Origin of the sequence: Microcoleus sp. PH2017_35_SFW_U_B, assembly GCF_020737865.1 — a bacterium.
In the GTDB taxonomy this organism is placed as follows: domain Bacteria; phylum Cyanobacteriota; class Cyanobacteriia; order Cyanobacteriales; family Microcoleaceae; genus Microcoleus.
In genome coordinates this window covers 17,707-41,126 of the sequence record NZ_JAEQDE010000047.1, presented here as the reverse complement: position 1 = coordinate 41,126, position 23,420 = coordinate 17,707, and the positions used below count along the sequence as shown (strand labels likewise).

Annotated in this window: 26 protein-coding genes; 13 read left to right on the top strand and 13 right to left on the bottom strand. The window is 44.9% G+C overall.

The features are described from left to right. Positions 1-126 precede the first annotated feature (126 nt). From JGK36_RS13560 to JGK36_RS13550, 3 genes are all read right to left on the bottom strand, one after another. Positions 127-528, bottom strand: coding sequence for a hypothetical protein (locus JGK36_RS13560; RefSeq protein WP_293197135.1), 402 nt, complete (start codon positions 526-528; stop codon positions 127-129). Between the two features lie 178 nt (positions 529-706). Further along, entirely contained in the window at positions 707-2,323 is a 1,617-nt protein-coding gene (locus tag JGK36_RS13555) for a serine hydrolase (protein WP_293197136.1), read from the bottom strand. 215 nt (positions 2,324-2,538) lie between these two features. After that, positions 2,539-3,414 carry an RNA methyltransferase gene (locus JGK36_RS13550; protein ID WP_293197151.1) on the bottom strand — a complete coding sequence of 292 codons (876 nt, stop codon included), beginning with the start codon at positions 3,412-3,414 and terminating at the stop codon, positions 2,539-2,541. A gap of 248 nt (positions 3,415-3,662) precedes the next feature. Between JGK36_RS13550 and JGK36_RS13545 the strand changes: the two genes are divergently transcribed. Both JGK36_RS13545 and JGK36_RS13540 read left to right on the top strand, forming a co-directional pair. Further along, a complete protein-coding gene (locus tag JGK36_RS13545; RefSeq protein ID WP_265237541.1) occupies positions 3,663-3,818 on the top strand; it encodes a DUF2256 domain-containing protein in 156 nt (51 codons plus the stop codon). A 64-nt stretch (positions 3,819-3,882) separates the two neighbouring features. Further along, entirely contained in the window at positions 3,883-4,818 is a 936-nt protein-coding gene (locus JGK36_RS13540; RefSeq protein ID WP_293191278.1) for an isoaspartyl peptidase/L-asparaginase, read from the top strand. 153 nt (positions 4,819-4,971) lie between these two features. Here JGK36_RS13540 and JGK36_RS13535 read toward each other — a convergent pair whose 3' ends face one another. The 4 genes from JGK36_RS13535 to JGK36_RS13520 form a co-directional block, all read right to left on the bottom strand. Further along, complete coding sequence (locus JGK36_RS13535) at positions 4,972-5,337, bottom strand: aspartyl protease (protein WP_293191276.1); 366 nt, start codon at positions 5,335-5,337, stop codon at positions 4,972-4,974. Then, positions 5,334-5,657: a hypothetical protein gene (locus tag JGK36_RS13530; RefSeq protein WP_293191274.1), complete on the bottom strand. Its 324-nt coding sequence runs from the start codon at positions 5,655-5,657 to the stop codon at positions 5,334-5,336. Before JGK36_RS13530 ends, JGK36_RS13535 begins: the two co-directional genes overlap by 4 nt. Before the next feature lie 228 nt (positions 5,658-5,885). Continuing rightward, positions 5,886-6,098: a type II toxin-antitoxin system ParD family antitoxin gene (locus JGK36_RS13525; protein WP_293191272.1), complete on the bottom strand. Its 213-nt coding sequence runs from the start codon at positions 6,096-6,098 to the stop codon at positions 5,886-5,888. 75 nt (positions 6,099-6,173) lie between these two features. Beyond that, a complete protein-coding gene (locus tag JGK36_RS13520; protein ID WP_293197137.1) occupies positions 6,174-7,424 on the bottom strand; it encodes a WD40 repeat domain-containing protein in 1,251 nt (416 codons plus the stop codon). A gap of 197 nt (positions 7,425-7,621) precedes the next feature. Here JGK36_RS13520 and JGK36_RS13515 point away from each other — a divergent pair, with 197 nt between their 5' ends. The 9 genes from JGK36_RS13515 (at position 7,622) to JGK36_RS13475 (ending at position 14,397) form a co-directional block, all read left to right on the top strand. Beyond that, on the top strand, positions 7,622-7,999 hold the full coding sequence (locus JGK36_RS13515) for a hypothetical protein (RefSeq protein ID WP_293197138.1): 378 nt from the start codon (positions 7,622-7,624) through the stop codon (positions 7,997-7,999). A gap of 115 nt (positions 8,000-8,114) precedes the next feature. Next, on the top strand, positions 8,115-8,759 hold the full coding sequence (locus tag JGK36_RS13510; RefSeq protein ID WP_293197139.1) for a tetratricopeptide repeat protein: 645 nt from the start codon (positions 8,115-8,117) through the stop codon (positions 8,757-8,759). Positions 8,760-8,800: 41 nt separating this feature from the next. Further along, complete coding sequence (locus JGK36_RS13505) at positions 8,801-9,559, top strand: hypothetical protein (RefSeq protein WP_293197140.1); 759 nt, start codon at positions 8,801-8,803, stop codon at positions 9,557-9,559. A gap of 22 nt (positions 9,560-9,581) precedes the next feature. Continuing rightward, entirely contained in the window at positions 9,582-9,842 is a 261-nt protein-coding gene (locus JGK36_RS13500; RefSeq protein WP_293181339.1) for a tetratricopeptide repeat protein, read from the top strand. 74 nt (positions 9,843-9,916) lie between these two features. Next, positions 9,917-10,420, top strand: coding sequence for a hypothetical protein (locus JGK36_RS13495; protein WP_293191262.1), 504 nt, complete (start codon positions 9,917-9,919; stop codon positions 10,418-10,420). A 73-nt stretch (positions 10,421-10,493) separates the two neighbouring features. Then, complete coding sequence (locus tag JGK36_RS13490) at positions 10,494-10,994, top strand: hypothetical protein (RefSeq protein WP_293181345.1); 501 nt, start codon at positions 10,494-10,496, stop codon at positions 10,992-10,994. A 479-nt stretch (positions 10,995-11,473) separates the two neighbouring features. Then, the gene (locus tag JGK36_RS13485; protein WP_293181348.1) at positions 11,474-12,265 is read left to right on the top strand and encodes a hypothetical protein; all 792 of its coding nucleotides are present in this window, start codon (positions 11,474-11,476) and stop codon (positions 12,263-12,265) included. An 83-nt stretch (positions 12,266-12,348) separates the two neighbouring features. Continuing rightward, positions 12,349-13,170, top strand: a complete 822-nt coding sequence (locus JGK36_RS13480; protein ID WP_293181351.1) for a hypothetical protein — start codon at positions 12,349-12,351, stop codon at positions 13,168-13,170. Positions 13,171-13,686: 516 nt separating this feature from the next. Then, positions 13,687-14,397 carry a hypothetical protein gene (locus tag JGK36_RS13475; protein WP_293197141.1) on the top strand — a complete coding sequence of 237 codons (711 nt, stop codon included), beginning with the start codon at positions 13,687-13,689 and terminating at the stop codon, positions 14,395-14,397. Between the two features lie 94 nt (positions 14,398-14,491). Here JGK36_RS13475 and glmU read toward each other — a convergent pair whose 3' ends face one another. From glmU to JGK36_RS13460, 3 genes are all read right to left on the bottom strand, one after another. Beyond that, entirely contained in the window at positions 14,492-15,877 is a 1,386-nt protein-coding gene (glmU, locus tag JGK36_RS13470) for a bifunctional UDP-N-acetylglucosamine diphosphorylase/glucosamine-1-phosphate N-acetyltransferase GlmU (protein WP_293197142.1), read from the bottom strand. Continuing rightward, the gene (locus tag JGK36_RS13465; RefSeq protein ID WP_293181360.1) at positions 15,874-16,098 is read right to left on the bottom strand and encodes a hypothetical protein; all 225 of its coding nucleotides are present in this window, start codon (positions 16,096-16,098) and stop codon (positions 15,874-15,876) included. Before JGK36_RS13465 ends, glmU begins: the two co-directional genes overlap by 4 nt. A 127-nt stretch (positions 16,099-16,225) precedes the next feature. Then, positions 16,226-16,351: a hypothetical protein gene (locus tag JGK36_RS13460; RefSeq protein ID WP_293197143.1), complete on the bottom strand. Its 126-nt coding sequence runs from the start codon at positions 16,349-16,351 to the stop codon at positions 16,226-16,228. 16 nt (positions 16,352-16,367) lie between these two features. Between JGK36_RS13460 and JGK36_RS13455 the strand changes: the two genes are divergently transcribed. Together JGK36_RS13455 and JGK36_RS13450 are read left to right on the top strand one after the other, a co-directional pair. Next, positions 16,368-17,363, top strand: coding sequence for a hypothetical protein (locus JGK36_RS13455; RefSeq protein ID WP_293197144.1), 996 nt, complete (start codon positions 16,368-16,370; stop codon positions 17,361-17,363). A 369-nt stretch (positions 17,364-17,732) separates the two neighbouring features. After that, entirely contained in the window at positions 17,733-18,557 is an 825-nt protein-coding gene (locus JGK36_RS13450) for a sulfurtransferase (RefSeq protein WP_293181369.1), read from the top strand. A gap of 92 nt (positions 18,558-18,649) precedes the next feature. On the opposite strand, the gene JGK36_RS13445 is transcribed toward JGK36_RS13450, so the two are convergent. From JGK36_RS13445 to JGK36_RS13435, 3 genes are all read right to left on the bottom strand, one after another. Then, entirely contained in the window at positions 18,650-20,122 is a 1,473-nt protein-coding gene (locus tag JGK36_RS13445; protein WP_293191254.1) for an MBOAT family protein, read from the bottom strand. Positions 20,123-20,691: 569 nt separating this feature from the next. Further along, positions 20,692-22,251 (bottom strand): ATP-binding protein, encoded by a 1,560-nt coding sequence (locus JGK36_RS13440; RefSeq protein WP_293181375.1) that lies wholly within the window; start codon positions 22,249-22,251, stop codon positions 20,692-20,694. An 82-nt stretch (positions 22,252-22,333) separates the two neighbouring features. Further along, positions 22,334-23,353, bottom strand: coding sequence for an ATP-binding SpoIIE family protein phosphatase (locus JGK36_RS13435; protein WP_293181378.1), 1,020 nt, complete (start codon positions 23,351-23,353; stop codon positions 22,334-22,336). Positions 23,354-23,420 lie beyond the last annotated feature (67 nt).

Below are 23,420 nucleotides of genomic sequence, written 5' to 3'. Positions count from 1 at the left end.
GAGCGCTAAAGCGCAACAACATACCTCAAATCAAAAAGGTACGTTGTTGCGCTTCAGCGCTCTTTCTTATATTAGGATGAAAGAGCGCTAAAGCGCAACTACATACCTAGAAGAGTCCTGGTGTTTCTAAAATCGGCTTGAGCTACGAATGCGTCCGTTGTAATTAACTGTGATTCTGCCATGTTGGGAAACAGTCACAACTGTCTCTACCGTATAGACAGACGAACCGGGTTTGTAACCTTGAAAAGTAAATGTCCAAGTACCATCACCATTGTCAACAAAAGGCGATTCGGCTGATGCGCCGTGCATCGATGCTTCGGCTCGATATTCGCCCAAACCGCCGTTAGCATTCTCTGCTGCTTGACGGGCTAAATTTTTGGCTCGATTCAGTTCAATGTTATTGGAAATAACTGTAATATCCGTGAATTCACTTTGAGAAGAGCGAAGGGGATTGCTGAAGGCGGGGGAGACTCCCACGGCTAAGGTTGAGAGTGCTAGCAAACAAGCAAGTCGGGTGGTTAGTTTCATAATACAAACTCATTTATAGTTTGTAAACTCTACGGGACTTGCGCTAACTGGCCCGGAATAGAGAAGACGGCGAATTCCATTCGCCCGATTTTCTTCAACCCGCGGAGGCGGGTTTTGTTTGTGTAGACGCGAATGACCTTCGCCCGGTTTTCCTTAAACATATTTTAGGGTGAATCAATTAATTTTTAATTTTCACTTTGGACTCGGCGGGTGTTTCCCCGTCGTTTAAATAGCGGTAACTCATCTTAGAAATATCCCGAATCAATGTTTGAGCTGGCTTCTCGGTTTCCGGCGGATGCTTCACCATCACCGCTACTAAATAACGCTTGCCGTTTGGCAAATCTACCATCCCCGCATCGGCTAGCATTGTATTAATGTTGCCGGTTTTGTGAGCAATCACTGCTCCTTCGCCCAAGCCTCTCGGTAGCAAAGAATCGTTTTTAGTTTGCCGCATGATTTGCAAAATACGATCGCGCGATTTGACAGAAACCAAATTTCCGCGATCGACTTGAGCTATAATATTTATCAAATCCTTCGGGCTGCTAGTATTCGTTCCCTCCAAATCTGGCAACTTATTGTGCAGCACCGTCGCCCTCAATCCCCAGTTGGCAAATTGCTGATTTAAAACCTCCGCACCTCCCAGCAACTCAACCATCATATTTGTCGCGGTATTGTCGCTGACAACAATCATCTTTTTCGCAACTTCCAAAGCCGAATATTTTTCACCCGGTGCGTCGTCTTGCATATCCCCAGAACCGCCGACAATGTGTTCCGGTTTCAGCGTCAGCACTTGATCTAACTGGATTTTGCCTTCATCTACTGCTTGGAAAAAAGCTACTAAAATTGGCACTTTTATCGTGCTCGCTGAAGCAAAAGGAGCATCGCCGTTAAAATTTACATAGCTTCCTGTATCTAAATCAACTAGAAATATTCCCGCTGTCAAAGTGGCATTTTCCGTTGCTATCACCTGAACTTCTGTTTTCAAAGCTGCTATTTCTTGATTCAATTGCAATGCTTCTGGGGTGGCTGGTGCAGCAACTGCGCTATCGGCTGGGTTTTTCTGGCCTGCGGGGGTTTCCTGTGTCGTTACGCCCGATCGACTCACAGCATTCACCACTGACAGCAGCGTACCGCAAATCACCGCCATCCCAACTCCCAAAATCAGCAACCGAGTAGCATATACCAACGGTGGCACGTTCCCAGTTGCAGAGCGTTTGCCCGGTCTCTGATTCGCTTGCGGGCGCGGTTTCGGCACGGGGGCTTTTTTGACCTTGGGGGCTGTTACCGGGTCTGGAATGCTCTCTGGTGGTGCGCTGGCTCGACTTTTACGGGCTGGGGGGGGAGTTGTCGTTTCGGGTTCGCTGATGGGATTGCTGGCCCGAGTGCTGACAGGGGAATTTGGTTCGGGAAAAGCGAACATATCGACAGCAGCGAGGCCTTTTTTGCGAGGTTGGCGGCTCTTCGCCTCCCCAATTTTGGTGGTTTTAGCGGTTTTGGGTTTTCTGGGATTAATTGCTGATTGGGGATTGGACAAAAAGTCCTGCGCGCTCAATTCTTCGGAGGTAGGTGCGGGAGAATTGGCTCTACTTCTGCTGCGGCTTGTTTGCGGTGGGAAAGTCGCAGTTTCTGATGTGGGAATTTCCCCATTGCTGTTTTGCGGTTGGGGAGGGCGGCGACGGCTGGATTTGCCAGACTCGGTTGAAGCGCCGGATTGAGGCGGCTGCGGGCCGGAGTTGGCAGAGGCTATCGAGGACATCACTGATAATATCGATCGTTTGGGAAACCGCTCTGCCACGTCTTACTCCTTCTGCACTGTAAATTTCAAGTTTAAGATTTTTTAGCTTAACAGCCAATCGATTTTAGATTTTAGATTTTAGATTTTAGATTTTAGATTTACTCCACACGCACCCCTGCACCCAATTGTCACCCAAGAAACCGGGTTTCTTGACTAAAAACCTACGCTTTAAGGTAATTTCCCGGCAAGAAACCCGGTTTCTAATACCACGACACCTAGCTATCCGTTGGATTTTCCGGCAACGCCCCATCCAGAGTATCAGAAACTGGCGATCGCGGATAACTTTTCAATCCCCATTCTGTTTGACGAATCGCGCCCCGCAGCATGGCGACTTCATCCACTGTCGGATAAGCCCTGTTGTACAAACGCCGAAATTTTTCCATCCGACTTGCTGCTGTGTGCGGCTGCAAATATCCAATTTTCAGCAGCAGCCCTTCTAGTTGCTGGTAGTATCCCTCCAACTGTTCCAACGGAACACTGTTGGGGAGAGGGGGAGATTGGGAAAATATTCCCTCTTCCTTATTCCTTGTATCCGTTACATCCGTTACAGAATCTGTTGCCGAACTTCCCTCTTCCTTCTTCCCTCTTCCTTCTTCCTTCTTCCTTCGGAAATCTTCTTCCCGATACAATTCATAGCAGCAAATAGCTACGGCTTGAGCGAGATTTAAGGAAGTGTAAGCATCGCTGCTGGGAATCCGAATCAAGCGCTGGGCGCGGTTTAATTCGGCGTTAGTCAATCCACAATCTTCTCGACCAAAAATTAGGGCGCTGGGGGCTTCTAGCAACCAAGGTAAAGCATCTGCTGGTGATTCTAGCGGCATTGGGTGCGATCGACCATCATCTCCTGTCGTTGCGATCGCCCTGACACATCCTACCAAAGCAGCCGGCAAACTCTCAACTACTTTAGCCGTTTCCAGTATGTCGGCGGCGCGCACAGCCATCAACCGGGCTTCTTCCCCTAAATAATCGCACTGGGGATTCACCAAAATTAATTGGTGCAAACCCATATTTTTCATCACGCGGGCTACAGATCCCACATTTAAGGGCCCTGCGGGTTCGACTAAGACGATTCGGATGTTGGCATGGGGCATTGGTAATTGGTAATTGGTAATTGGTAATTGGTAATTGGTAATTGGTAATTGGTAATTGGTAATTGGTAATTGGTAATTGGGCATTGGCTATTAGAAAAATCACTAACAAGTAACAAGTAACCAGTAACCATTCCCGATTCCCGATTCCCGATTCCCGATTCCCGATTCCCGATTCCCGATTCCCGATTCCCCATTCCCTCAAATAATTAAGAAAGACTATAGTTAATTTACCTACTGTCAAAATTAGCATGGCAAAGCAACGATTGAAGTCCGATTTACCGACTAAGATGTGTCCGGTGTGCGATCGACCTTTTACTTGGCGCAAAAAATGGGCCGACTGCTGGGATGAGGTGAAATACTGCTCGGATCGCTGTCGCCGCCGCCGTAATAGCACAGAAAATTAAGAATGTCTTGCCATTTGCCAAACTGAGGCTAAGATTGCAAAGGAAAAATTTCACGGTTAGAAGTATGGCATCGCAACAGGTGCAACCAAAGCTAGTTATTCACGGCGGTGCCGGTAGTTGTCTGCAAAGCAAGGGCGGAATTGAAGCGGTGCGGAAGTCGCTTTACGATGTTTTGGAGGCAGTGTATCCGCTGCTGAAAAATGGCGCAAGTGCCGTAGATGCAGTAGTGCAGGGCTGTCGGTTGTTGGAAGATGACCCGCGATTTAATGCGGGTACGGGTTCTGTGGTACAGTCGGACGGGCAAATTCGGATGAGTGCTTCGCTGATGGACGGTTTGGCGCAGCGTTTCAGCGGCACAATTAATGTGGCTCGGGTTCAAAATCCGATCGAACTTGCTCAATTTTTGCAGACTTCGGACGATCGCGTATTATCTGATTACGGTGCGGCGGAATTGCTGCGAGAACTTCACTTACCGATTTACGATCCGATGACGGATTTGCGGTTGCACGAGTGGATGCAGGAACGCCAAGGCAATTTTAACAGAGCAATGGCTAATGTGGTCGCGGAACCTGCGGGTGTTGGCACCATCGGCGTTGTAGCTTTGGATACTCAGGGACGCTTGGCTGCTGGAACTTCGACTGGCGGCAAGGGTTTTGAGCGCATCGGGCGGGTTAGCGACTCCGCAATGCCTGCGGGAAATTATGCGACGGGCAATGCGGCGGTTAGCTGTACGGGTATCGGCGAGCACATCATGGATGAGTGTTTGGCGGCGCGAATTGTGATTCGGGTAACGGATGGTTTGAGTTTGAAAGCTGCTTTTGAGCGTTCTTTTGCGGAAGCTGACGATCGCAAACGGGATTTTGGTGCGATCGGGATTGATGCTAATGGTGCGATCGCGATCGGCAAAACTAGCGAGATCATTCTCGGTGCTTTTCACAACGGTACGGAAATGGGCGATACTTTGGAAACAAACAAGGGAACGTTAGTTTTTGTTGCTTAAATTTGCATAGAAGCGGTGGTTTAGATTCCCGACTTCGCAGGAGTTGTCGGGAATCTCGATCGGCGTTAGTTTAATATCATGTCCGGTAGCCTCGTTCCGATTCGGACTTGATATTAAAACGAACGGTAGCTATCCCGTAACGAGCCAAAAACTTCACCCCAAAGTCAGGATTCCCGCCGCCAAATCTACCACTAACCGTTTAGTTTTCAGCCATTCCATCCCGATGATAATTTCTGGTATCTCATCTCCTGCTACCACAGGAATATTAAATTCTTGACCGTCAATTTGCACAGTGCCGATATAAATATTAAAAGTACCTTCTCCTCGTGCAGTCTTCATGGGGTATTCATCATCTACAAGCAGCCAATTAAAATCTAAATCTTGGCTGTTTATCGCCAACCAACCGCTGAATCCCGTATCTAGAAGCGCATCCGCAAATATGACTTCCCCATCAGCCGCTACCAAACTTATTTCAAAAAATAGTTGATTTGTCTCTTCATCAAACTTTCCTTGAATCATAAAATACTGCCACAAACTCCGGTCTCATTCAAGCGCCGAACAACCATTAGTTTTTGGGGAGAATTTGTTAACAGCTTCCCAAAAGCGACGAGTTGATCTTTCTCAACAAAATATTCGCCACTATCAGGATCGATAACAACGTACCAATTGTAGTGAGTCGCCATGAGTTCGTCGCGGACTCGTTCAAAAATCGGGCGACAGCGCTGCCACCGCACTTGGCTTTCAGCTTTTTGTTTTGCTTTCTCTTCGGGAGAAATCGGAGTTTTTTTGTATTTGTCAGAGATGTGGCGGGGTTTCCATCCGGCAGGTGCTGTTATCATAGTTTTTGTATTAGCTCTGAATCTAGTTTAGCAAAGATCGCCGACTCATTCCGGCTCCAGACTCAGAAATTAAGCGAATTTTTTCCTGCAATCTGGCAAAAACTACTGGGAGCATCTCAGTTTTGCAAGAAGCATTTTTTCTTCACAGTGCTGTCCCCGCACAGCAAAGCGTATAAAAGCACGCGAGCGGGGACAGCACTGTAAATGCAAAACTGAGATGCTCCCAAACTACTTCACCGTCACTTTTCCTTGAGCAATTTGCTCAGTACCGCTAGCAATTTTTTGTCTGAGTGCTGCCAGACGCTGCTGTTTCAATGCGCGATTTCTTTCTTCTAGCAGTGGTAATGCTTCGCTAATTAGTTCTTGAACGCTGTCATAGTTGCCAGCTTGTAATTGCGATCGCACGTAATTTTCTTGTTCGGGTTTTAGGGTAACGTTCATTGTCTGGGCCCCTCTAAAAAACCTTAAATCAATTATACTATAATAATTTAATCATCACCATTCACCTCAACGATCTTAAATTCGCAACTGCCAAACTTTAACTGTACCATTATCGCTACCGCTAACCAGAGTGTCGCCCAACTGCCCGATCGCCACCGCCGACACCGGGCCCGAATGTCCTTCCAAAGCGTGCAGCAATTGGCCGCGCAAATTCCAAAGCCTAACAGTACCGTCAAAACAGCCCACAGCAAAATATTTCCCGTCGGGGCTAATGGCGGCGGCGGAAGTGATGCGAATTCCGGTTTGCACCGAATGCAATAATTCGCCTGTTTCCAAATTCCACAGGGCGATCGTTTTGTTGGAATGACAGACTAGAATTTGGCTGTCTGGAGTAATTGCTACATAATTTTCGCTACCAAATGTTCGCCGCACTTCTCCCCCCGGTAATTCCCACAAAGTGACGGTAGCGCGACAGAAACCGCTGGTTGCATTCAGCCCGCTGGCTATTAACATTTTGCCGTTGGGACTCAGGGCGATCGCACTTATGTCATCTCCTTGATAGCCTTTCAAAACTTGCAGCAGTTGGCCGCTGTTGAGGTGTTGCAGCTTGACAGTGCCACAGGTGGTGCCGATCGCCAAAATTTGCCAGTCGGGACTCACAGCGACAGATTCGTGGCGGTGTACGTCTGCTAAACGCTTCATCTGTTCTCCATTTTGCAGGTTCCACAGTTTGACTGTACCCGCGCGCGATCGCGTCAGCAGCGTTTTGCTAGCGGGGCTGAAAGCAACTAGCAACACGGCGGTTGAATGTCCGCAAATAGTCCGCAGCAGTTCCCCGCTGTGCAAACTCCAAACTTTCACTGTACTGTCGTGAGAACCGGTTGCTAGTAATTGTCCGTCGGGACTGATCGCAGCCGAGAGAATGCTGTCTGAATGGTGGAGAGTGGCTTTTAAGACTGCGCCGGATGAGGTTTTTGGTTGTTTTTTATACCCGGCTATTACCAGCCAGTCGATCGCATCCCTCCAATTTTTGAGCGCATTTCGGGGTCGATTTGTCAATATTTCTATGTATCGGTACAAGGTTTTGGATAAGTCAACCTCTACACCCTTGATTTGTTTGTTAAGAAGTACCGCCATCTCGGCGGGGCTGTAACCGCACAGCAAGCCGCACAAGTGCCTTTTTTCCACGGGTGTCAGCCCTCTTCGGGTGTGGGGGGCGAATTCTAGTTTGGCATTGGCTAAGTCGCTGTAGAGCTTTTCGATGTCCCAGTCGTAAATTGCCCGTACAAACGGTTCTTCGGGTCGATCGAGGTTTGAGGGTGTCATTTGTGGCAGTCGCGATCGAGTTCCTAGTCAAATTCCTAACCAAAATCCTAACATTCGCTGTGCGCGATCGGACTGGATTCACCACTAATCTATTTTTAACACAGCAAACAGCCAAAAGAGTTTCGGGTTGAAAATGCGTTTCAATCCTTACCTTTACAGTTTGCAAAACAACTATACATCAAGCGGAGAAATATAAAATGTCTGGAATTGCGATCGGCTTATTTTTTGCTCTAGGTTTAGTTTTAAGTTTAGTTGGTTCTATCTGGGGATTGGTTCAAGCTTTCCAAGAGGAGGTTGTTTGGGGTGTGCTTTACCTGGTTGTCCCATTTGCTGGATTCGTTTTTTATGCCAAAAAATGGGGTAATCTCAAAATTAGAAAAACTTTTTTAATTCAATGTGCTGGATGGTTCATGATTGTATTGGGAAGCATTACTACAGCAATTTTTGCACCCGCACCCTCACCTAATGTAGATCGGGGTTCTAACGAGCAATCGCCCTCTGCTTTTCCTTCGGATTCCAATACTTCTCCATCACCTAAGCTATCGCCTGCTCCCAAACCCAAACCATCTCCTTAAGTTTCCGCAGCACCTAGCGCCGAGCCTAATTCTGTGCTTGTTGCTGCTCAACCATCTGACTTACTTGAAGCAATCGATTTGGAAAACAACTATACATCAAAAGGAGAAATAGAAAATGTCTGAAATTGCGATCGCCTTATTTTTTAGTCTGGGTTTTATTTTAGCTACTGTTGGCTATATCTGGGGATTAGTTCAAGCTTTCCAAGAAGAAGTAGTTTGGGGATTACTTTACTGGTTTATTCCATTTGCTTCCTTAATTTTTTATATTAAGAAATGGAGCAATAAAAAAATCAGAAAAACACTTTTGATTCAACTAGCTGCATGGCCAATGTTTTTATTAGGAGGCATTATTACTGTGGTAAGTTATGGCGCAGAGTTTACAAAATTGGCTCAGTCGGGAACCATAACCGTAAACCAAGGATCTAGCGAGCAATCGCCCTCTTCTTTTCCTTCAGATTTCAGCACTTCTTCATCGCCAAGTCAAGAGCAATCTCCTGCTTCCGAGAAATCTCCTAGTTCCGAGTCATCCCCTCAACTTTCGCCAGCACCTATTCCTGAGCCTAGCTTTGGTACCGTTGGCGGTCAACAATATGACTTCAAACAATCGATGAAGCTCGGTTATGCCTACTACGGACAGGGAGACTATCAAACAGCTTTAATCAACTTTAACAGAGCTTTGCAGGTACGCCCGGGCAATACTTATGCTGTCAATGCTGTTGACAATACCAAAAACGCGATCGCCCAATCAAATAGCAAATAATCCACATCAACATTCACTTAACATTAACTCAACACAAAATCATGAAACAAACATCAGACAAACTAGAATTCGTAGAAATGTTCGCATTTTGGATGCAGCTATTTGTTGGGGGAAGTTTTTTATTAGTAGGCGTATTTGGAGGTTTGTCTTCTGGCAGTTTTTTCCTTTATTTATTTGCTGTCGTTGGTTTGCTATTGGTGATATTTGTCGAGATAGAAACCATTGCCTTTGATAAAAGTCTCGGTCATCTGACTATCAAGCGGCATAAACCACTGATTGCCAAAACGAAACTTATCAAACACCTGCTTCAAGATATTTCAGGCGTGGAAATACAGGAGATGTCGAGCAGTGAGAGCAATACCTATCGTGTATGTCTGGTGTTGAACTCAGGTAAGAGACGTGTTCCTCTAACTTCTAGTTTCAGCACTGGTTTAGGAAGCAAGCACAAAACAGCCGAAGTCATTGCGACATTCTTGAATATTAGAAATTATGGTCTTGACGGCTTTCCCACAGATAACTCTAACGAACTCAAATGGGACACTATAGAAGAGGAAATTGCCCACTGGAAAACAGCAATTAAAAGTGATCCTAATGATGCTGATGCTCACATGAAATTAGGATTAGCTTTGATGGTTCAAGATGCAACCAACAATAAAGAACAAGCAATGGGCTATCTCAAACAGGCCGAGGCTTTGTTCAAAGCTCAAGGCTATGACGAGGAAGCTATGCAGGCGGCTCAACTTTACGGTGTGGCTTATTGGGGAATGATGGGAAAGCGAGGTTCAGATTATCAAGATTGATGCACTTAGACTCAACAAACCGATGTTTCCCCACCCACCAGCAACTCAAGAATCATCTCCGGGTACTCAGCCATCTCCTCGACTTGATGCAGCATCTGTACCCGGTAACAAAGATGAATTTAAAAAATTAATAAAACTTGGCTATGTCTGCTACGCGCAAAGAGACTATCAAACGGCTTTAATCAATTTTAACAGAGCTTTGCAGGTGCTTCCGGGCGATGCTTATGCTGTCAAGGCTGTTGGCAATACCAAGATGGCGCTCGTCGGCCGCCGGACTAAATAATCCGTGCATAACAAATTGCGTACAGCAGAGAAATCAGTAATTTAGATCGTTCTCAAAAATAACAGGATAAGCTTATGAAAGTTCTCAAGCAAACACCAACTAAACTAATAATTCAAAACTCTAGCATCTGGGACGGTTTAGTCTTAATTTCTCCCTTCATTATAATTGGATTATTGCAGATCATCTTGGCATCCAACTGGATCGGTGGAGGCATATTTCTGTTATTCTCCCTGTGTTTGTTGGATGGCGCGATATCTGAAATTTATATCTTTGATAAAACTTTGGGGAAAATGACCGTTAAACGACGGGGTTTGTCGCTTAATCATGTTACTGAACGCTCAATTCGCGATATTTGTGCGGTGGAATTAGCCGAAATAGAAGATGGCGAGGGAAATTATAGCTACTATGTTGAGTTATTGATGTTGGGGTGCGATCGCATTTGTTTGAGAAGCAATTCAGTAACAGAACAATGCCAAATGGCTGACTTAATCCGCAGCTATGTCTCGACGTGCGATCGCAGTCATAGCACTGAAGCAATATCTTTGCCAAGCAAGTGCACCCGAGGCATTGTCAAATAATTTGTGCATGATAAAATGGACACAATAGAGAAAATACCTATTCAAGCTTTTGTGTCATCAAAAAAATGAACTCATGAAAAAACTCAAGGGAACGCCTTTTAATGAACTAAAAATTACAAGATCTAACATCTGGCTGGACTTGTTATCTAGCTTGCCCTTCATTCTCATTGGATTGTGGCTGGCTTTTAATGCAACAAATACAACTCTAAGTTGCCAACGCATAGAATCTAAACAAGGCAATTGTAAACTCACAGGATGGAGCTTTTTGGGTTCAAATATTCAAGAAATATCTCTGGATAATTTAGTGGGAGGCAAAGTTACCACAGGTAGGAAGCGTAGCACCAGAGTTGAACTGTTAACCAAATCGGGGGAAATTCCGTTTACGGATGGCTACACTGCTTGGGGGGATAAAAATGATATTGCTAATAAAATCAATGATTTTGTTGCAAATCCCGATCGCAAATCGTTGAATGTAAGTCAAGACGATCGTTGGTTTCTATGGACATTAGGGAGCATATGTGTGGTGACGGGGGTATTAGAATATGTTTGGAAGCGCGAAAAATTAAATCTATAGCTTTGATAAAACTTTCGGTAAAATGACTGTTGAACAACGGGGTTGGTGGGTGAATAATTTTACCGGATACTTCTATTGCGAGATTTATGAGTAGAAGTAGGTACTGGAAAATATAAAAATTAACGTATTCGCTACTATAGCCTTTATCAAAAAAGTGAGGTATACCCTGTTTGGCCTGTTTGCCCAATGCCCTATTTGGCCTGTTTGGCCAATGCCCATGAGTACCTCATCTTTCTGAGAAAGGCTATATTTCGTAATTTCGTAGAAAAACCCGTTTCTAGGCTGAATTTTCAAGAATACAATTATGACTTTTATGAAGTTAATCAATGACATTTATGAATTGACCTGAAAAGAAAACTGTTGCATAATTGTAGTTAAGAGCTTTGCTATAGAAATCATATAATAACGAAAGTTCTTAGTCCCTAGTCTGGTAATTTTTGTAACCCCGTCAATCACTTACATTGGAGATTATACCTAACATGAAAGTTATTAAAAAAAACGAACATCTTCTAATGCTTAATAATTTATGGGAAATGATTTATAGTGCGATATCTCCTACCATATGGGTGACGGGATTTTCAGGAATACCTTTATTTATGATGTTCTTGATTATGGCATCTACTGGAGTGGAAAGACTTTCCTGCAAAAAGATTGAGCCAAAAAGCGCAAATTGCGAACTCAGTAGGTCAACTTTTATGGGATTAAATAAAGGCGAAGTAACCTCGATAGATCAAGTTCAGGGAGCTAGATTCGAGACAAGCAAGACCACCGATAGTGATGGCAAACCCATGACTGTGAACCATGTATTTTTGGTAACTAAGGAATGGGAGTTTTTGTTGACAAATCAAAATGCCAAGGATGCAACTTCGTTTAATAAATATATACAAACCTCGACCGGAGTGTTGGTGATAGAAACAGACAATCGGTTATTTAGTTTTGGAATAATGCTTTTTCCCAGTTTGTTTTTAGTTATTGGTTTTAGGGTATTTTCTGGTGTATTGCGTTATTTTATTGTTGAAAGTTACATTTTTGATAAAGATGCAAGTACCTTAACTCTTAAGAAAAGAGGAATATGGGTGAAGGAAGTTGCCGAACGATCGCTCAGCGAAATTTCGGAGGTTAAATTAGAAACAATATACGGCGAAAACAGTATGTTATGGGAGGTTTGTTTGCTAATGAATGAGGGCGATCGCCTATCTTTAGGCAGTAGCTCAAATCAGAAAGAGCAACAAAAAATGGCTGATTCGATTCGCAGCCACCTCAATGGTTGATCCCTCTGAATATATACATAGACTTCAAGAGCAATCTGGAAAATTTTGCAGACTATCAATTAATTAAACGGGAGTGGATACCGATGATGAAAATAATTGAAAAAACCGAACATCTTCTCAAGCTTAAAAATGGATTAAGTTTGTCTGGTTTGCTATTTCCTACTGTATGGGTTACAGGATTTTCAGGAATACCCTTGTTAATGATATTTATCACGATGTCCTCTTCTGGAGTGGAAAGACTTTCGTGCACAAAAATTGAGCCAAAAATCGTAAGTTGCGAAATGAGTACATCAAGTTTTATGGGATTAGTTAAAGGGGAATTAGAGTCCATCCAACAAGTCAAGGAGGCTAGAGTTGACAAAATAGAGACTACTGATAGCGATGGGAATTCAACTTTCAAACAGAATGTATTTCTGGCAACTAACCAAGGAGATGTTTATCTACCGTACCAAACTGTTAAGGATGCAGAGTTGTTCAATAAATATATACAAACCTCTGTCAGTAAATTAGTAATAGAAAAAGATAATCGGCTAGCAAATTTCGGCTCGATACTTTTTCAGGGCAGCTTTGTCGTTATTGGTTTCGCTGCAATATATTTTGTGTTCCATAATTTATTCAGTGTTGAAACTTATATTTTTGATAAAAATGCAAGTATCCTAACTATTAAAAAAAGGGGGATAAGGGTGAATGAAGTGACCGAAAAATCGCTCAGTGAAATTTCTGAAGTCGAATTAAAAACAGTTCACGTACACAAAACAGAACATATGGACAGCTATACCTGGTACGATGTGCATTTGCTAATGAATGTGGGAGATAGCCTATGTTTAAGCGGTGGCTTGAATCGGGAAGAGCAACAAAAAATGGCTGACTTGATTTGCAGCTATTTGGACAAGCGATCGCACTAAATGAATGCACCTGCGACTTTAAGTACGCGCGGCGCAGCTATCCCTCTAGGCTAATCGCCCAAATCAATAATTAACGATACTTAGGTAGGCGCCAATAAACTTTACATTCTGTTACATTATAAAGTTTTCTTCATTTTTGTTTGCCATTACTTCCTGTACGATCGCGCTAGAAAGCTAACGTTTCACTCCCAATGAGATAATTAATATTTTTTAATATTCCTGTCCTTAAATCACGGAAAGGTCTCTCAAACGCAGCCGCAGGTGAACTCGCGACATTTGTTGTCGGTTAGACATTTTAGTGCTAGCCTATTAGCAAGATAAAAAGGGTTATCCTATAGGATCGCTTCCAATAATATATAAGTTAACAATTTGACGTAGCCTGGTCGGGAAGTCGATCTGTAACATCAGTTTTGGATTTAAAAGGTGAAGTAAATGAAAATAATCAAGTACACAGCAACGGAACTAATAATTCAGACTAAAAGCATATTAGATTTTTGGTTCCCTAGTTGTTTATTAATGACATTTGGACTGATCGGGCTGACTTTTGACTATCATGCAGCAACTTTGAGCTGCCAGCGATCGCACGAAAAACAAGGAAATTGTCAGTTGGTGCGATCGCACTTACTGGGATCGAACATCCAAGAAATTCAGCTTGCTGCTTTGCAGGGAGCTAAAGTAGAAAGATTTGGCTCCAAAAGCAGAGTTGTACTTGTGACGAATGTTGGCGATGTTCCTTTTAGTGCTAACTCGACTAACTGGGGGAATAAAGACGCTGCTGCTTCGGACATCAATTTTTATCTTAAAAATGCAAAATCTCGCTTGCTGCGCTTAAGCCAAGACGATCGCTGGTTGGGATGGACAGGAGGCATATTTTTGCTCGCAGGAGTCGGAGTCATCGCCTTGGGAAATAAAGAAACCTACAGCTTCGATGGAACTTCCAACACCTTGACTGTTAAACGGCGGGGTTTGTTGGCCCGTAAAGTAATTAAACGCTCTCTGTTCGAGATTTATGGGGTGGAAGTCGATCGCACAAAAGATCGGGATCATGATGTTTGGTACCAAGTTAGACTGTTAGTTTCTGGAGGAGATCGCATATCCCTTCCCCACACTATGAACCCTTACAAGCAAGTAGAAATCGCCAAAGCGATTAACAACTACCTCCACGCGCGATCGCACGAAAGTATTTGTAGTGATGATTGCAGTCAGAGTGAAAATTCTGCGGACTAAAGTCTTCACTACAAACCTAGTTCTTTTTGCGGACTAAAGTCTTCACTACAAACCTAGTTCTTTTTGCGGACTAAAGTCCTCACTACAAACCTAGTTATTTGTTTCCATCTTTCAATTTCCAACCTGGTTTGACAACTTGGCGGGAACGGGCAATTACTAAACAGTCATTGGGAACATCTTCTGTTACTATAGAACCAGCCGCGACATTAACATCTTCTCCCAAAGTTATCGGTGCCACCAACACACTGTTGGAACCTGTTTTGCTCCGATCGCCTATTTGAGTTTTGTGCTTATTTTTGCCATCGTAATTGGCGGTAATTGTCCCAGCGCCGATGTTGACTTTTTCTCCCAAAGTCGCGTCGCCTAAATAAGACAAGTGAGCGACATTAGTTCGATCGCCAATTTGAGTATTTTTCAATTCTACAAAATTGCCCACGCGACAGTTGGCGCCTATTTGCGCGTGTCCCCGCAGGTGTGCGTAGGGGCCAATTCGCGCATTTTCTGCCACAATACTGTCAGAAATTACTGAATAAAGCACAGTCACGTTTTCCTTAATTTGACTGTTTTCAATCAAACTACCGGGCCCGATGCGACTCCCAGAGGCGATCGAAGTTTTACCCCGCAAGTGAGTTTGCGGTTCAATTACGACATCCGACTGCAACTCTACGGTATCGTCGATCGTGATGCTGTTGGCATCGATCAGCGTCACGCCCGCTTTCATCCACTTATCCTTTACCCGCGCTTGCAAAATATCGGAAGCTGTGGCTAAATGTTTGCGATCGTTAATTCCCAAGATTTCTTGATAATCTTCAACATCCACCGCCATCACGGGAGAGAGAATACTTACCGTATCAGTTAGGTAATATTCTTTTTGGTCATTGTCTGCTTTCAAATCTGGCAAAATTTTCTCTAAATGCGGCCAGTGAAAACAATAAACACCTGCATTGATTCGCTGGTTTTGCTTTTGAGTTGTTGTACAATCGCGGTCTTCGACAATTTGCTGGACTAAGTTTTGACTGTCAGTAAATACTCGCCCATATCCTTGAGGATTCGGCAAATTAGCTGTCAATATAGTAGCAGAGTTTTGGTGCTGTTGGTGAATTGCCATCAATTGTTTGATAGTTTCTGCCCTCAGCAAAGGTACATCCCCATTTAATACCAGCAAATCTCCTGGAAATCCCTTTAAGTGAGGCAGCAATTGCTGGATGGCGTGACCGGTTCCCAATTGTTCGGTTTGTTCGACAAATTCTAGGGGAGGAAATTGAGAATTGTCCGATTTTTCATGAGCTTCCATCAGAGATTGTTTAACGAGTTCACCTCGATAACCGACTATAACAAGTCGCCGGGAAATTTCTATTTCTTGACAACTTTGGAGGACTCGCTCAACTAGCGATCGACCACCCAATTCGTGGAGAACTTTGGGCAAGTCAGATTTCATGCGCGTGCCGCGTCCAGCAGCTAAAATTGCTATTGCTATCATTGTGCGATCGAGCTATTTGCTATAAAAAATTGACTAAATGATGATATCACTCGCTGTCCGTCGATGGCACTGCGATCGCACAATTTTTTAATCTCCAATCTCGAATCCGGGCGCGGCAAGTCTTTTTGCAGCCTGATGTCGGTTTGAGGGGCGATGCTTGCGGTATCTTGGAGTTGCGCGCCCGAGATCGAATTTCTGAGGGCTGAAGTCCGAACGATCAAACCTGAGTTCGTTTCGTAGTAAGGACTTCAGTCCTTCCCCAAGAGATGCGAGGGGGAGCGAGGGTGATAATTTGCATCTTTGAGCTTGAATTTACCGAGATAGATTATACTATTCGTTGAATTTCAGTTATGGTGTTTTTAACTCAAAAAAACTATTAGTTGCTTCTTCCTCCTTCCTTCTTCCTTCTTCCGACTTTCTTCTTCCTTCTTCCTTCTTCCTTCTTCCTTCTTCCTTCTTCCTTCCTTTCTGCATTATCAGGTGTCCAGCTATGACAGAGCTTAATTTTCAGGAACTTGCCAAGCAGGGAAATCCACAGGCGATCGCATCTTGGCTCAACAGCCAGTTGCCATCTGAAGGGATCGCAGCCTCCGCGAATCTCGACGGCGACTGTTTGGATGTAATTCTGGAGGCAGAGCAACTACCGATAGAAGATACATTAGTTGATTTTGTCCGTGAAAAACTGACGGATTTGCAGCCGAATTCGATTCGCAAAGTGAAGGTTGAGGGGCGAGAAAGCGGTGAGATTGGGGCTGCTTGGAGTCAAGAGTTTAATTTGGAGAGCAGCATTTTGGAACCACAAAGCTTTGCGGGAGAATCTGTCCCTAATATTGCGGTTGCTAATGTTGCTAATATGGACGATCGCACAGAAAGAGAGAGTACAGATATGGATGAGGAGAAATCGCCGGAATTGGCTGCATTTGAGAACCGATTGCGATCGACTTTCATTGTCGTCGGGCTGGTAACGGGTTTGTTGGCGATCGCCGTGGTGGCATTTGTCAGTAAGATGTTAAACGAGCCGCCAGCAACTGCTCTGAAGAATCCAGATGAAACTGCCAATGTAGCAAGAGTACCGGATACCTTTCGAGAAGCCGTTAACAGCGCCCTCAAAGCAGCAGAGTTAGGGCGATCGGCAAAAACGAAGGAAGATTGGACGATCGTTGTCGATCGCTGGCAAGAAGCGGTATCGTTGATGAGAAGAGTACCCGTGTCCAGCGCCAACCATGAACTAGCTCAGACAAAAGTAATCGAGTATCAAAAATATCTGCTTTACGCTCAAGAATCAGCAGTAAATCCACCTCCCCTAGAGCCAACTCCCGCAACAGCCGAAAAAGCAACTTCTAAGAAAGCCAATTCCGAAAAAGCCGAACCGGAGAAAGCAACTTCTAAGAAAGCCAATCCCGAAAAAGAAAGCTCCGAAAAACCTAATCCTAAGAAAGCTAATTCCGAAAAAGCCGAACCGGAGAAAGCAAATCCTTCTCGATAAATTAGGTACGTTGTTGCGCTTGGGCGCTCTTTCTTATATATATGTAAGAGCGCTGAAGCGCAACTACATACCTAAGAATTAGCCTAGATCAAGCGCTCTTTCCTCGCTCTTTCCTATATATCTCAAAGAGCGCTGAAGCGCAACTACATACCTAAGAATTAGCCTAGATTAAGCGCTCTTTCCTATATATCTCAAAGAGCGCTAAAGCGCAACTACATACCTAAGAATTAGCCTAGTTCAAGCGCTATTTCCTATATATCTCAAAGAGCGCTAAAGCGCAACTACATACCTAAGAATTAGCCGAGATATTCTGCTTTCTTGGGTATTTATGAATTACCGAGAGATGTCCTAGCACAAATTTGAATAGTTATGAATGACAATAATTTAATCGTTTCCCCTGAATGGTTGGCCGCCAATACCGAAAATCCGCAAGTGGTAATTGTAGACTGTCGGTTTGCTCTCGCCGATCGAAAATTGGGACAAAAACAATATCAAGAAAGTCACATTCCCGGATCTTTCTATTTAGATTTAAACGAAGATCTGGCGAGTGTAGTTGGCACCCACGGCGGCAGACACCCGCTGCCCAATATTGCAGAATTAGCTAATAAATTCAGCGCTATCGGCATTAATTCATCAGAAACTTTAGTCGTGGCTTATGACGATTCGCGACTAGCTTTTGCGTCTCGCTTGTGGTGGCTGATGCGATACATGGGACACAGCAAAGTCGCTTTGTTAGACGGCGGTTTCAGTGCTTGGAAAGCGGCGGGATATCCGGTAACAGATACTTGGACAGAAACCCGCGATGGTAAATTTGTAGTGCAATTGCAGCCGAATATGGCGGTTGATATCGAGGCTGTAAAAGAGCGAAAAGACTTGCCGGAGACAGTTTTGGTTGATTCGCGAGAAAGTGAGAGATACGAGGGCTTGCGGGAGCCGATCGACCCTATTGCAGGCCACATTCCGGGTGCTGTCAACTACCCTTGGCAAGGAGTGACCGAGGAAACTGGAAAAGTGCGATCGATCTCCGAACAAAAACAGCGGTGGACGGAATTAGAAAAAGCGGAAGAAATCATCGTTTACTGCGGTTCCGGCGTGACAGCTTGCGTTAATTTACTGTCCTTAGAAATCGCCGGAATTCCCGATGCTAAACTCTATGTCGGTAGCTGGAGTGACTGGTGTTCCTATCAGCTATAACCCGGCGGTTAAAACCTTGTTTGTACAACATTTTCTTCAACCCACGGAGGTGGGTTTTGTATGTATAGACGCGGTTTCAACCGCCACGTTTCCTAAAAATCGAAATAAATATAAGGTAAACCGCCTTCCGGCGCCAACACCCAAACCGCATACAAACAAAGCGGCACTAATACCAATTTCACCGGCCAATTTAACTCCAACTTCAAACCCCGACTCAAAATATAATTCCCCAGCATAGCAGCAGCCACAGCAGCCAACATCCAAGTTAAATGTATTCTTTCCAAGCCCAAAGCTTCCACATAAACTTTATGCGAAAACTGCACATCAGCAGGATGTCCCCACAAATGCGAAATCGCCCATCCCGAATTCTTTAAATCGGGAAGCCGGAAAAATATCCAACTACCAAAAACCATTGTTTGAGTTAACAGCCAACCCATTGCCATTCCGATCGGATTTTCCCACAAAAAGTCGATCCGCAACTTCTTAAAAGTCACATCCGTCACCCGGTGCACCGCCAAAGCCAAACCGTGCAAACCCCCCCACACTATAAATCCCCAAGCTGCACCGTGCCAAATTCCCGCAATTAACATGACAAGAGACAAATTGAAACAAGTGCGCCACAAACCAACGCGCGAACCTCCCAAGGGAAAATACAAATAATTCCGCAGCCAATCCCCCAAAGTCATGTGCCAGCGCCGCCAAAAATCAGCGATGCTCGTACTAAAATAAGGAAAATCAAAATTTGGTGGCAAATACCAACCCAACAGCAAAGCAGTACCGCGCGCCATGTCAACGTAGCCGCTAAAATCGAGATAAAGTTGCAGCCCGTAAGCAAAAATCGCCAGCCACAAATCCTCGCTACCCGCGCGCTGCAAGTTGGTAAAACTTAAATCGACATAAATTCCCAAGTTGTCGGCGAAAAGACCTTTTTTTACTGCACCAAAGGCGATCGTCCAAAGGGCCTCAGAAATGCGATCGGGCGTCGGAAATTTCTGGGATTTCAGTTGATATATCAAGTTATGATAGCGAGTAATCGGCCCGGAAATCAGTTTCGCAAAAAACAACTTGTAAGCAGCAAAGTGCAGCAGCGAAGTAGCAGCCGGCGCGCCTCGGTACACATCAATCAAATAAGCAATGCACTCAAAGCAAAAGAAACTCAATCCCAGGGGTGCGATGACGTGAGTTTTCACCCAGTTAGCGCTGTCTAAAGCAACAGGCCAATTTAACAAAGTGCCGATCGAATTCAAGAAAAAAGGTACATACTTAAAACCCAGCAGCAGCAAAACATTCAGCCCTATTCCCAGCCACAGTACCAACAAGCGCCGGCGATTCCAAGATTCATTAGCAATCCGCCAATCCAAAGGTTCCCCGATCGCCATCGCCAAGCAGTAATTAAACACAACACCGATTAACAGCAGAGGAATATACCAAATTTGCAGCGAAGCATAAAAAATCAGACTTCCCGCCAGCATGACAAACAGCCGCCACCACCGCAGGGGAACCAACCAGTAAGCCACGAACAAAACTAATAGAAACAGGGCATATTGAAGGGAAATGAAAGTCATGCGATTTTAGATTTTGGATTTGGGATTTTAGAATTGGGAAGGGCTGATTATGTGTGGGTTGGGAGCGCGGGGCTACTGTTTCATTGTTTTTTAAATCGAGACTAAAGCTAATACTAACTATTAAAAATCATGCCAAAGTATTCGTAGGGTGCGTCGCCACCGACAAGCCCTTGCATCAAGAGCGACAATCTCACAGCGACGCACCTTATATTATTTCAAAAAAGTTTGGCTACAATATAATTATTGGGTTTGTTTACACTCGGCGAGGGATGGCACTGGTGCGTCGCTATGAAATTGTCGATTTTTTTTAGGGATTGTGAATGGCGACGCACCCTACGGTTACTACTGAGAACGCATACATTTTACAGCACAAGGGTTAAATGCTGTTGCAAATTAAAGAAACTTCGTTTTTGTAAACGCGGTTTCCTATCGTGTCGGCTCGATTAACCGCACTACAAACGGTTCGCAGTAAGGACTTCAGTCCGCTCTCCTGCTGCGGAATGGGAGGCGCACTACAAACCATTTTGGTTATGGTAATCGATCGAACACGATATCCATACCTCGGAACTTCACCATCGTTGGCGGCGCACGTCGCAGTACAATGGATTTCTGCCCGCAAGTCTTTCACCAAATAGCGAAAAACTCTTTTGCTCTTTCACGATCGCAACTTTTGGTGCCCGATCGCGCGCAGCCGATCGCAAATTCTCGATCGCCCGCCCTGTTTCCTCTGGTTGAGATTCCGAGATTTCCGCAGATACTTCTGAATCTCCAGCATAGGCGATCGGCAAATTCACCAAAAAAGTCGAACCCACCCCGGGCGAACTTTCTATTTTAATACTCCCCCCCAGAAATTCAGCCATTTTTCTACACAGAGACAATCCCAATCCTGTGCCTTTCACCCCCTTCTGCAAGTGATTTTCCACTTGAACAAATTCTTCAAAAATCCGCGTTTGGTCGGCGGTTGGAATTCCAATACCCGTATCAGCCACTGAAAAAGTAACCATTCCCCCCTTTCCCATTTCGGCCGCAACTCTGACTTCTCCCGCTTCGGTAAATTTCAGCGCATTAGAAATCAGATTACGCAAAATCTGAGAAACTTTTCCCTCATCAGTGGTAAGAGTTGGTAGTTCCAAAGGCACTTCAAAAATTAGACTGACGGGCGAGTTTTGTGGTAGCAGGGGGCGCATCATTCCGCGCAGCGCGCTGAACAAATCTTCGACTTCAAAATCAGCCACGCGAACCGTTACTTTTCCGGCTTCCACCTTGGCTAAATCTAAGGAATCGTTAACAAGTTCTGCGAGAGATTCGGCAGATTTGCGAATAAAATTTAACTGCTTGTCTTGTTCGGGCGAAAGTTCTCCGTCGATGCGATTTAACAAGATTTCGGAAATACTGAGAATTGTCGTTAGCGGAGTGCGAAACTCGTGGCTCATGTTGGAGAGAAAGCTGGTTTTGAGTTCGCCCTCTCGCTGGAGAGATTCGGCTTTATCGTTCAATTCGGCATAAAGTGCGACGACTCCGCGATTCGTATCTTCTAGTTCTTGATTTAATTGTACGAGTTCTTCTTGACGCTGGCGGAGTTCGTCTAAAGTACGCAGCAATTCTTGATTTTGCTGCTGAATTTCCGCATAGGGATCTTCAGGAATTTGGCGCGCTAGTTTATCAAGTAATTTGTTTAGATCGATCGCACTTAGCGCAGGCATCTGCTTAGAAAACTGCTTGATTAATTGTACAGCCGTCCCGCGATCGCGCGCCGAATCGATTTGCACCTCATCCATCAACCGCTTTGCTGCTGCTAAACCGAGGCCCGCACCAGTTTGCGATCGAAAATTGGGGCCTAAAACCTGCGCTAAATCAGCAATTCCCGGCCCGCTATCAGAAATCCGAGTCCGAAAAACCTGTGGCGATTCCCCTTCCACAAAAAATTCTACTTTACCACCACCTGCATATTTAAAAGCATTGCGAGCAATTTCGGAAACGGCTGTCGCGATGCGCGTTTGTGTTTGGGAATCGAATCCCAACAATGCGCCTATTTGGCGAGCTCTTTGGCGTACTTGTACGATGTCTTGTTCAAAGCGGACTTCCGTTGTCAGAATTGGGTAAATCATGCCATTTTCGCATTGAAGCATTGGGGATTGTCGATCGGGAAATCACTCATGACGATCGTGATTTATAGTTCGCCTACAGTTTCATGCTTGTTAGGAAATATTCTCAAGCTGCTTGTCTTACCTTGGCTACTACAACTGTCATGTCATCGCGAGTGCGTTTAAAGTCTCGGTAGAGTACGGCTGCAATTAAAGCCGGATGTCTCGCAGCCAAACCCGGGTAGCGGTTTAAATCCCACTGTGCCGCCAAACCATCGGAGTGCATAATTAACAAGGAATGGGACGACCAAGGATAGACAAATTCTGCTACTTTTCGCATCATATGTCCAACAGTGCCGTTGTGGGAAACCATGCTGCGGGTTTGGTTATCTGTGAACACTACACCAGTAATGTTGCCAACTCCGGCAAAACAGATGGTTTTTTGAGTACGATCGATCAGGGCGATCGCAGCAGCCGCTCCTCTGGTATTTTTTAAAGCAGCGTGAGCCTTCTCTAAAATAGCTTTCGGCCCGAGTTTAGCATTTTCCCCAAAAACTCGCACAGCTTCCTGCGACGCTTCCTGGGCCAAAACCCCGTAGCCAAGCCCATCAGCGACTAAAATCAGATTTTTGTTCAGATGATTTTGCGTCGCCCAGGAATCGCCACAAATCTGCTCTCCTACTTTCGGCAAGCGAACAACCCCAAATTCCAAGTAATTGCCGTTTTCCGAGGCTTCCACGCGATTCTGGGTAGGGGAGAGTCGCATTAACAAAGCAGTCCCCAGTTTCGGCACAGAATGAATATCAAAAAAACTAGAAAGGCGTTGAATCGCGCCGAGTCCGGTTCCCAGAGTTCCCGCAGTCGAAAAACCATCCCGCAAACACTGACCGACATTTGCCATACCCGGCCCCCGGTCTAGCGCTACTATTTGAATGCTATATCCTGCCGCTGTTTGTACGGTTTGCAGCAAAATTTCTCCTTCGCGGGCGTGTTTGACAACGTTTTTTGCTGCTTCGGCGATCGCAATTGCAACTTTACCGCGATCGGTCTCATTAAATCCAACTTCCGCCGCGAGGGCGACTGCAATTCGTCGCGCTTCTCCGACTTGACTTTCTTCTGTTACGGGTAAGGCTATGACATTTATCATTATTTGTGTAGTTCTAATCTTAAGCTGTCGCGCCAAAAAGTCAGTTGACAGTGGACAGTTGACAGTG

Bases quoted from the DNA above. Each gene is read 5' to 3' on its own strand.
- JGK36_RS13445 (WP_293191254.1), bottom strand. From the start codon at position 20,122: ATGACTTTCATTTCCCTTCAATATGCCCTGTTTCTATTAGTTTTGTTC.
- JGK36_RS13460 (WP_293197143.1), bottom strand. From the start codon at position 16,351: ATGCAGAAAGGAAGGAAGAAGGAAGAAGGAAGAAGGAAGAAGGAAGAA.
- JGK36_RS13545 (WP_265237541.1), top strand. From the start codon at position 3,663: ATGGCAAAGCAACGATTGAAGTCCGATTTACCGACTAAGATGTGTCCG.
- JGK36_RS13435 (WP_293181378.1), bottom strand. From the start codon at position 23,353: ATGATAAATGTCATAGCCTTACCCGTAACAGAAGAAAGTCAAGTCGGA.
- JGK36_RS13535 (WP_293191276.1), bottom strand. From the start codon at position 5,337: ATGATTCAAGGAAAGTTTGATGAAGAGACAAATCAACTATTTTTTGAA.
- JGK36_RS13490 (WP_293181345.1), top strand. From the start codon at position 10,494: ATGAAAAAACTCAAGGGAACGCCTTTTAATGAACTAAAAATTACAAGA.
- JGK36_RS13510 (WP_293197139.1), top strand. From the start codon at position 8,115: ATGTCTGAAATTGCGATCGCCTTATTTTTTAGTCTGGGTTTTATTTTA.
- JGK36_RS13505 (WP_293197140.1), top strand. From the start codon at position 8,801: ATGAAACAAACATCAGACAAACTAGAATTCGTAGAAATGTTCGCATTT.
- JGK36_RS13480 (WP_293181351.1), top strand. From the start codon at position 12,349: ATGATGAAAATAATTGAAAAAACCGAACATCTTCTCAAGCTTAAAAAT.
- JGK36_RS13550 (WP_293197151.1), bottom strand. From the start codon at position 3,414: ATGCCCCATGCCAACATCCGAATCGTCTTAGTCGAACCCGCAGGGCCC.
- JGK36_RS13450 (WP_293181369.1), top strand. From the start codon at position 17,733: ATGAATGACAATAATTTAATCGTTTCCCCTGAATGGTTGGCCGCCAAT.
- JGK36_RS13520 (WP_293197137.1), bottom strand. From the start codon at position 7,424: ATGACACCCTCAAACCTCGATCGACCCGAAGAACCGTTTGTACGGGCA.
- JGK36_RS13515 (WP_293197138.1), top strand. From the start codon at position 7,622: ATGTCTGGAATTGCGATCGGCTTATTTTTTGCTCTAGGTTTAGTTTTA.
- JGK36_RS13440 (WP_293181375.1), bottom strand. From the start codon at position 22,251: ATGCTTCAATGCGAAAATGGCATGATTTACCCAATTCTGACAACGGAA.
- JGK36_RS13475 (WP_293197141.1), top strand. From the start codon at position 13,687: ATGACATTTGGACTGATCGGGCTGACTTTTGACTATCATGCAGCAACT.
- glmU (WP_293197142.1), bottom strand. From the start codon at position 15,877: ATGATAGCAATAGCAATTTTAGCTGCTGGACGCGGCACGCGCATGAAA.
- JGK36_RS13495 (WP_293191262.1), top strand. From the start codon at position 9,917: ATGAAAGTTCTCAAGCAAACACCAACTAAACTAATAATTCAAAACTCT.
- JGK36_RS13485 (WP_293181348.1), top strand. From the start codon at position 11,474: ATGAAAGTTATTAAAAAAAACGAACATCTTCTAATGCTTAATAATTTA.
- JGK36_RS13540 (WP_293191278.1), top strand. From the start codon at position 3,883: ATGGCATCGCAACAGGTGCAACCAAAGCTAGTTATTCACGGCGGTGCC.
- JGK36_RS13560 (WP_293197135.1), bottom strand. From the start codon at position 528: ATGAAACTAACCACCCGACTTGCTTGTTTGCTAGCACTCTCAACCTTA.
- JGK36_RS13500 (WP_293181339.1), top strand. From the start codon at position 9,582: ATGTTTCCCCACCCACCAGCAACTCAAGAATCATCTCCGGGTACTCAG.
- JGK36_RS13455 (WP_293197144.1), top strand. From the start codon at position 16,368: ATGACAGAGCTTAATTTTCAGGAACTTGCCAAGCAGGGAAATCCACAG.
- JGK36_RS13530 (WP_293191274.1), bottom strand. From the start codon at position 5,657: ATGATAACAGCACCTGCCGGATGGAAACCCCGCCACATCTCTGACAAA.
- JGK36_RS13525 (WP_293191272.1), bottom strand. From the start codon at position 6,098: ATGAACGTTACCCTAAAACCCGAACAAGAAAATTACGTGCGATCGCAA.